The sequence below is a fragment of the Pseudomonas sp. NY15372 genome, from assembly GCF_048068215.1.
In the GTDB taxonomy this organism is placed as follows: Bacteria; Pseudomonadota; Gammaproteobacteria; order Pseudomonadales; family Pseudomonadaceae; genus Aquipseudomonas; species Aquipseudomonas guariconensis_A.
The window spans coordinates 1-8946 of record NZ_JBLUPY010000066.1 but is presented as its reverse complement, the minus strand read 5'-3'; the positions used below and the strand labels follow the sequence as shown (position 1 = coordinate 8946).

General features: G+C 63.4%; 4 protein-coding genes. 3 read left to right on the top strand and 1 reads right to left on the bottom strand.

The features are described 5' to 3' along the window. The coding region (locus ACNFG0_RS22635) for a retention module-containing protein (protein ID WP_416766492.1) at positions 1 to 3339 on the bottom strand (3339 nt) is incomplete at its 3' end. 481 nt (positions 3340 to 3820) lie between these two features. On the opposite strand from ACNFG0_RS22635, the gene ACNFG0_RS22630 reads away from it, so the two are divergent. From ACNFG0_RS22630 to ACNFG0_RS22620, 3 genes are all read left to right on the top strand, one after another. Further along, positions 3821 to 5194 carry a TolC family outer membrane protein gene (locus ACNFG0_RS22630; RefSeq protein ID WP_196145576.1) on the top strand — a complete coding sequence of 458 codons (1374 nt, stop codon included), beginning with the start codon at positions 3821 to 3823 and terminating at the stop codon, positions 5192 to 5194. Positions 5195 to 5268: 74 nt separating this feature from the next. Further along, positions 5269 to 7404, top strand: coding sequence for a type I secretion system permease/ATPase (locus ACNFG0_RS22625; protein ID WP_416766494.1), 2136 nt, complete (start codon positions 5269 to 5271; stop codon positions 7402 to 7404). A gap of 9 nt (positions 7405 to 7413) precedes the next feature. Continuing rightward, on the top strand, positions 7414 to 8769 hold the full coding sequence (locus ACNFG0_RS22620; protein WP_196156147.1) for an HlyD family type I secretion periplasmic adaptor subunit: 1356 nt from the start codon (positions 7414 to 7416) through the stop codon (positions 8767 to 8769). Positions 8770 to 8946 lie beyond the last annotated feature (177 nt).

Here is an 8946-nt window from a genome sequence, read left to right as displayed (position 1 = left end):
ATTGGCCGACAGCACCAGGGTGCCGTAGGTGCCCACAAAGGTGCCGGCGGTGATCGGGCCACTCGGGACGCGGTCGGCGCCCTGGGTATCGTTGCTCAGCACATTGCCGGTCAGCGTGGTGTGCTGCTCGGTGGCGGTTTCGAGGTTGCTGTCACCCACGGCAGTCGGCAGGTCGTCGATGATGTTCACATCGAGGTTGCCGGTGGCCGTGCTGCCGTCGGTGTCGGTAGCCGTGACCGTGAAGCTTTCGCTCAGGCTATTGGCTTCGTTGGCATTTGGATGGGCTTCGTTGTCGGTCAGCGTGTAGCTGTAGCTCACCACCCCGGTGCTGGGGTTGTAGCCGGTGATAGTCAGGGTATTGCCCAGCCCGGTCGTAACGGACTGCGGGAAGCCCGCGACCACGCCACCACTGACGACAGTGATGCCGCCCACGGTCAGGGTTTGCAGGCCATCCAGGGAGGTGACTGTGAAGGAACCCGTCTGAGTCAGCGCCCCAGCATTAGGGCTGCTACCGTCGCCCAGGTTCTTCTCGTAGACAGTCAGTTCACCGCCTTGTACGCCCAGACCGTCCAGAGTGACCGGATCGTTGAGGTTGGTGACGTTCAGCTCCAACACTGCAGTGCGTACATCGCCGTCGGCATCGGTCAGCGTATAGGTGAATTGTTCTATACCGCTGCCGCCGCCGTGCAGGTTGAAGAAGTCCGGGTCGCTGGTGTTGAGTGTGTAGGTGTAGGAACCATTGGCAGAGAGCACCAGGGTGCCGTAGGTGCCCACGAAGGTGCCGGCGGTGATCGGGCCACTCGGGACGCGGTCGGCGCCCTGGGTATCGTTGCTCAGCACATTGCCGGTGAGCGTGGTGTGCTGCTCGGTGGCGGTTTCGAGGTTGCTGTCACCTACGGCAGTCGGCAGGTCGTCGATGATGTTCACATCGAGGTTGCCGGTGGCTGTGCTGCCATCGGTATCGGTAGCCGTTACCGTGAAGCTTTCGCTGAGGCTGTTGGCTTCGTTGGCATTTGGATGGGCTTCGTTGTCGGTCAGCGTGTAGCTGTAGCTCACTACGCCAGTGCTGGCGTTGTAGCCGGTGATGGTCAGGGTATTGCCCAGCGGTGTGGTGATCGACTGCGGGAAGCCCGCCGTCACTCCACCACTGATTACGTTGATGCCACCCACGACCAGCGCCTGCAAGCCATCTGGCGCTGTAATGGTGAACGAGCCGCCTTGAGTCAGCGCGCCAGCATCCGGGCTGCTGCCATCGCCAAGGTGTCTTTCCTGGACGACCAGCTCCCCACCATTCACCTCCAGGCCGCCAAGGGTGACCGGGTCGTTGAGGTTGGCGACGTTCAACTGCAATGTCGCCGTGCTGACATCGCCATCGGCATCGGTCAGCGTATAGGTGAACTGTTCTATGCCACTGCCACCACCATGCAGGTTGAAGAAGTCCGGGTCGCTGGTATTGAGCGTATAGGTGTAGGAACCATCGGCAGAGAGCACCAGGGTGCCATAGGTGCCGACGAAGGTGCCGGCGGTGATCGGGCCACTCGGGACGCGGTCAGCACCCTGGGTATCGTTGTTCAGGACATTGCCGGTCAGTGTGGTGTGTTGCTCGGTGGCCGTGGTCGCGTTGCTGTCGGGCGCTGCGGTCGGCAGGTCGTCGATGATGTTCACATCGAGGTTGCCGGTGGCCGTACTGCCGTCGGTATCGGTCGCGACGACCGTGAAACTCTCGCCCAGGCCATTGGCACCATTGGCGTTCGGGTGGGTTTCGTTGTCGATGAGCGTGTAGGTGTAGCTCACCACACCCGTGCTGGGGTTGTAGCCGGTGATGGTCAACGTGTTACCCAGCGCGGTGGTCAGCGACTGCGGGAAACCTGCCGTCAGGCCACCACTGACCACGGCGATGCCACCCACGGTCAGGCCTTGCAGGCCATCGGGCGCGACCACGGTGAAGCTGCCGCCTTGCGTCAGTGCACCTGCGTCAGGGCTGCTGCCATCGCCCAGGTTGCGCTCATGGACAGTCAGTTCGCTGCCGTTCACGTCAAGGCCACCCAAGGTGACCGAGTCATCAAGGTTGGTGACGTCGAGCACCAGGGTTGCCGTGCTGGTATCGCCATCTGCATCGGTCAAGGTGTAGGTGAACTGCTCTACCCCAGTGCCACCGCCATGCAGGTTGATGAAATCCGGGTCGCTGCTGTTGAGCGTATAGGTGTAGGAACCATCGGCTTTGAGTACCAGGGTGCCGTAGGTCCCGACGAACGTGCCAGCCGTGATCGGCCCCTGCGGCACACGATCGGCCCCTTGTACATCGTTGGTCAGCACATTGCCGGTGAGCACCTGCTGGGTTTCATTCGCGCTGAGTGGGTTGCCGTCATCCACGGCCCGTGGCACATCGTCGACGATGCGCACATCCAGGCTGCCGCTGGCCACATCGCCGTCGGCATCACTGGCCTGCACGTTGAAATGTTCCGCCAACGCGTTTGCCCCATTTGCCGGAGAATGCCCATGGGCGCCCGTGAGGGTGTAGCTGTAGCTGACCGTACCGGTGACCGGGTCGTAGCCGGTGATGGTCAGGACGTTGCCCAGCCCAGTGGTCAGCGACTGACCTACGCCAGTCACGACGCCACCGGTGACGACATTGATGCCACCGACATTGAGGTTGAACACACCGTCCGGAGCCAGCACCGTGAACGTACCGGCCTGGGTCAGCAAACCCGCGTTGCTGGCCGACCCCTGGGGCAGGTTGGCCTCGTTCAGGGTCAACTCGCTGCCGGCCACGTCCAGGCCCTGCAGACTCACTGGATTGTCCACGGCCGGCGGCCGCTCGTCATCGAACCGGATATCGCCGACATCGAGGTCTTCGAATTCGGGGATGCCGTTGAACCCAGCAGTGGGGAAGCCAATTACCGGATCCACACGGCCGGCGACTTCGGTCAGCAACACGAAACTGTGGCCGCCGCCCAAGGCACCAGGCGCGTTGCCACTATTGGGCCCGGCTGCAGTCGCTTCGGCGTCCTGGGTTGGGTCGGCGCCGGCAGCGATCGCCTTTTGCAGACGTTGCACATCGCTGAGGTCGGCCTCGGTAGGGGTCACCGCGTCAGGTGTGTGCACGTGACCTGCCCGATTGGCCAGCAACTGCGGTGTCAACTCCAGGCTGCTGTCGCGTCCCAGGGTGAGCTCGGCACCATTGCTCAGGCGCACCGCCACCGCTCCGGCGACGCCGGTCTCCAGTTGCTCCCCGGCGAACAGGCGGTCGCCTTCGACCAATAGGCGGCGGGTGCCGTCGCTGCCAACCGCGAATACCTGACCGACAATCTTGCTGACCACACCGAGTGATTTAGCCATGAATCCACGCCTCCATTGCTGCCGACGGGCTCCTGCAGCTTGAGGCCTGTCGAGGAAGTGCGGATCGGTCCGCCAGGCGCGTGATTGCACAGCGAATCACGACCATTGCCCGACGCTCGACGAGGAACACGACAAAACGAGATGGCCAGATGACACATGTCAATAAAATGTCGCCAAATATCATTTTGCCTGTATCCCTGCGCGACTCCCCTGCCCTATGCTGCAAGAAAAACGGGAACTTTTCCGAGAGGCCCGAAAAACAACGCCTAGCGCTGAATCACCGGACGACTTGAATAGAACAATGTCCGGTATTTCTTAGACCGCATAAGTTTTTTTTCGCATAACCCTTATGAAGAAATCTTCTTAGCTAGGCCAGTAAATGTTCTTAGCTGTGTTGTTACAAACCTGAAACGGTTTGATCCTCATTTTTCGCCATTTTTTTGGCGATTGCAGCACCTTTCAAGTCAGGGAGATGTACCCCATGCGCGTTCTAACCCCCATCACCAGTGCAATCCTGTTGGCCATGGCATGTTCCAGCGCCCAGGCGATGTCGATCACCGAGGCCGTCCAGAACGCTGTGGACCAGCATCCGGAGATCAGTGCCAGCCGTAACAGCCGGCTGTCCGCTGACGAGGATGTGAAATTCGCGCGCGGGGGTTACTACCCGACCGTAGATTTGGTCGCAGGCTACGGTCGCCAACGCTCGGACAACACCAATACCCGAGGCTTCAACGCCGACGGCTCGCGCAACCACAACAAGGAAACCCTGACCTATACCCAGTCGGAGCTGCGCCTGCGGCAAATGCTGTTCGATGGTTTCAACACCGCCAACGAAGTGGGCCGCACCGAAGCGGTGGCCAACTCACGCGCCTACTACACCCAGGCCACGGCCGAGACCGTGGCCCTACGCGCCATCGAGGTGTACCTGGAGGTGCTCAAGCGCCGTGAATTGGTGACCCTGGCCAAGAACAACCTGCAGGCACACCTGCGGGTCAACGACCAAATCGGCCTGCGCAGCGAACGCGGCGTGGGCAGCACCGCGGACCTGGACCAATCCCGTGCCCGCCGTGCCCTGGCCGAGAACAACCTGGACACCGCGGAGGTCGACCTGGCCGACGCTGAGGCCAACTTCTACAGCGTGGTCGGGCGCATGCCCGACGAGCTGGAAACGCCAGTGACCATCAAGGGCGAGATGCCTACCACCCTGGAGCAAGCGCGCCAGGGCATGCTGGAGAACAACCCCTACCTGAAATCGGCCCAGGCCGACGTGAATGCCGCCGAGCAGCAGTACGAAGTGGCCAAGTCGCCCTTCTACCCACGCCTGGACGCGGTACTGGCCACCGGCGCCAACAACAACACCGCCGGCCAGCGCGGCCACGACAATAACGACTGGCAGGCCGGCGTGGAGCTGAACTACAACCTGTTCCGCGGCGGCAGCGACAAGGCACGCCTGCAGTCCGACGCGCACAAGATCAACCAGGCCATGGACATTCGCAACAATGCCCTGCGCGAGCTCAACGAAAACCTGAGCCTGGCCTGGAACGCCATGAACAACGCACGCAAGCAGACCCCGACCGCCCGTGAGTACGCCGAGACCACCCAGCGCGTACGCGCGGCCTACCAGGACCAGTTCGGCCTCGGCCAGCGCACCTTGCTGGATGTGCTCGACAGCGAGAACGAACTGTACAACGCCAACCGCCGCTACACCGAGGTGCGCTACACCGAGGAGTTCTCGATGTACCGGGTGCTGGCGAACATGGGCGAGCTGCTGAGCAAGCAACGTGTCTCGTTGCCGCCGGAAGCCATTGCCAAGAGCGAAGTACGCAACGAAGCCCGGTTACCTGACATGCGGTAGTGTTCGCCCGCGCCAGGCTGTTCGTCCGGAACGGATTCCTCCCCCTGTGGCAGGAGTAGGCCATCGTGACCAGTATGCAAAGCGCGCAACCGCGCCTGGATGTTGATGATCCGTTGCTCGATGGCCTGCTGATCCTGTGCAGGCTGCATGGCTGCACGGCCAGCCGTGCCGGCCTGTGCAGCGGGCTGCCCTTGGCCGACCAGCGCCTGCCCCTGGCGCTGCTGCCCCGCGCCGCCGCGCGCGCGGGCTTGCAGGCCAGGGTGCTGCAGCGCGAGCTGGCCGCCATTTCAACGCTCAACCTGCCGGTGCTGCTGCTGTTGAACGATGGCCGCAGCACGGTATTGCAGCGCTGGGGCGAGGATGGCCGGGCATTGCTACTGCCCTGCGAAGCCGACGGCGGTGAACAATGGGTCGAACGCGACGCGTTGGAGCAAGCCTACGCCGGCCAGGCGCTGTTCGCCCGCCCGCGGCATACCCTGGAAAACCTGCGCACGCCGCTGATGCCCCGGGTCGATGCCTGGTTTCGCGACACGCTCAGGCATTCACGCTGGCTGTATGGCGACGCCTTGCTGGCGAGCCTGCTGATCAACCTGCTGGGGCTGATGGTGCCGCTGTTCGTCATGCAGACCTATGACCGGGTGGTGCCCAACCAGGCCCTTTCGACCCTCTGGGTCCTGGTGGGCGGGCTGTTCGTCGGCACGGCGTTCGAACTGGTGCTGCGCATGGTGCGCGGCCATCTGCTGGACCAGGCCGGGAAGAAGACCGACCTGATTCTGTCGGCGACCCTCTTCGAACGCATCACCGGCATGGCCATGAAGGCGCGCCCGGCCACCATCGGCGGCTTCGCCCAGAGCATCCACGACTTCCAGGGCCTGCGCGAATTCCTCACCGCGGTGACCCTGACCAGCATCATCGACCTGCCGTTCGTGGTGCTGATGCTGCTGGTGATCGGCCTGATCGGCGGCTGGCTGGTGCTCATCCCGCTGCTGGCCTTCCCGCTGGCCGTGGGCTTCGCCCTGCTCATCCAGACACGCCTGCGTGACACGGTGCAGAAAAGCCTGAGTCTGGGCTCGGTACGCCAGGCCCTGCTGATCGAGACCCTGGGCGGGCTTGAGACCCTCAAGGCCTGCGGCGCCGAGAGCGAGCGACAATACCAGTGGGAACACACCAACGGCGCCATCGCCCGCCTCGACGTCCATGCCCGCAACCTGTCCTCCTTGGCCAGCAACGGCACGCTGTTCATCCAGCAATTCTGCGGCATGGCCACCATCGTCGCCGGGGTCTACAGCATCATCGCCGGCAACCTCAGTGTCGGGGCCCTGGTCGCCAGCTACATGCTCGGCAGCCGCGTGCTGGCGCCCCTGGGCCAGATCGCCGGGCTGATCACCCGCTACCAGCAGGCCCAACTGACCATGCGCAGCACCGATGCACTGATGGCCCTGCCCCAGGAACGCCAGGCCGAGCACCAGGCGCTGGAACACACCACGCTGCACGGCGGCCTGGCCCTCAACCATGTCAATTTCCGCTACCCGGGGCAGAACGCCCTGGCACTGCAGGACGTGCGCCTGAGCATCCAGCCGGGCGAGCGCATCGGCATCATTGGCCGTAGCGGCTCGGGCAAGAGCACCCTTGCCCGCCTGCTGATGGGTTTTCACCACCCGGACGAAGGCCAGGTGTTGCTCGACAACCTGGACCTGCGCCAGCTGGACATTGCCGATCTGCGCAGCCAGATGGGCTACGTGGCCCACGATCTGCCGCTCTTGGCCGGCAGCCTGCGCGACAACCTCACCCTCGGCGCACGCCACGTCAGCGACGCGCGCATGCTGGAAGTGGCCGAGCTGACCGGCGTCAGCGAGCTGGCGCGCCTGCATCCACTGGGCTTCGACCGCCCGGTGGGCGAACGCGGCCAGCTGCTTTCCGGCGGCCAGCGCCAGGCCGTGCTACTGGCCCGTGCATTGCTGCTGGAGCCACCGATTTTGATCCTCGACGAGCCCACCAGCCACATGGACAACAGCAGCGAGGAGCAATTGCGCCAACGCCTGCTGGCATGGGTGCCAGGCAAGACCGTGCTGCTGGTCACTCATCGCACATCCATGCTCAGCCTGGTAGATCGCCTGCTGGTGCTGGACAACGGCAAGATCGTTGCCGACGGTCCCAAGGATGCGGTCGTCGACGCCCTGCGCAAGGGCCGCATCGGCGCGGCGCTCTAGGAGGTTTCCATGGCTATCGAGCCCAGTGTACGCAGTGACCTCCCGCGCTTGGGCAAGCACGCCGAGCGCGACTACATGCCGGAGCTGGCCGGCGCGACCTTGCAGGACTCCCCGCGCCTGTCACGCCTGACGGTGTGGCTGGCTGCCGGCCTCCTGCTGGTGGCCTTGGCCTGGGCCAAGTTCGCGGTGATCGACGAGGTCACCGTGGGCGAAGGCAAGGCCATCCCTTCGAGCAAGGTGCAGGTGGTGCAGAACCTGGAAGGCGGCATCGTCACCGAGATCTTCGTGCGCGAAGGGCAGATGGTCGACAAGGGCGCGACCCTGCTACGCCTGGACGATACGCGGTTCTTGTCCAACAAGGGTGAAAGCGAGGCCGATCGCTACGCCCTGACCGCGCAGGTCGAACGTTTGTCGGCCGAAGCCGAGGGGCACCCGCTGGTGCTGTCGGACGAAGTCCGCGCCAAGGCCCCGCAAGTCGCCGAGGATGAGGTCGCCTTGTACGAATCGCGCCAGCGTCGCCTGGCCAGCGAGAAACAGACGCTGAACGAACAACTGCGGCAGAAGACCCAGGAGCTGGCCGAGTTCCGCTCCAAGGTCGAGCAGTATCGTTCGGCTTTGGGGCTCTTGCAGCAGGAGCTGAACATGTCGACGCCGCTGGTGGGCACCGGGGCGATTTCGCCGGTGGAGATCCTGCGCCTGAAACAGCGCACGGTGGAGGCGCGCGGCCAGCTCAACGCCACCAGCCTGGCGATACCACGGGCGGAGGCGGCAGTGGCGGAGATCAAGAGCAAGATCCAGGAATCCGACGCGACCTTCCGCTCCGAGGCAGCCAAGGAGCTCAACGACAAGCGCACGGAACTGTCGAAGATCACCGCCTCGAGTATCGCCATCGACGATCGGGTCAACCGCACCACGGTGGTGTCGCCGGTGCGTGGGATCGTCAAGTTGCTGAAGGTCAACACCATCGGTGGGGTTGTGCAACCGGGCAGCGACCTGGTGGAGATCGTGCCGATCGAGGACAACCTGCTGATCGAGGCCAAGGTCCGGCCGCAGGATGTAGCATTCTTGCATCCGGGGCAGGCGGCGATGGTCAAGGTGACGGCGTACGACTACACGATCTACGGAGGGCTCAAGGGCACACTCGAGTTGATCGGCGCGGATACGGTGACCGATGACAAAGGCAACGCGTTCTACCTGATTCAGGTGAGGACCGAGAAGAATCACCTTGGCGGGGACCAGAAGCCTTTGTTGATCATTCCGGGGATGGTGGCGACGGTGGATATCATCACGGGGCAGAAAAGTGTGTTGGATTATCTGTTGAAGCCGGTGCTCAAGGCGCGAACAGAGGCGCTTCGGGAACGGTGAGGGCTTGGGCTTGGGGCTTGGGGCTTGGGCTTTTAGATTGTGTGAAATTCATTTTCGGTGGTGGCACCACTGGCGCTTTTCGCCTTTACGGCGACCTACTTTTGCTCTTGGGCAAAAGTAGGCAAAAACCGCTGGCTCCTGCATCCGGCCCCTGCGCTGCGCTCCGGGGTTCCCTCG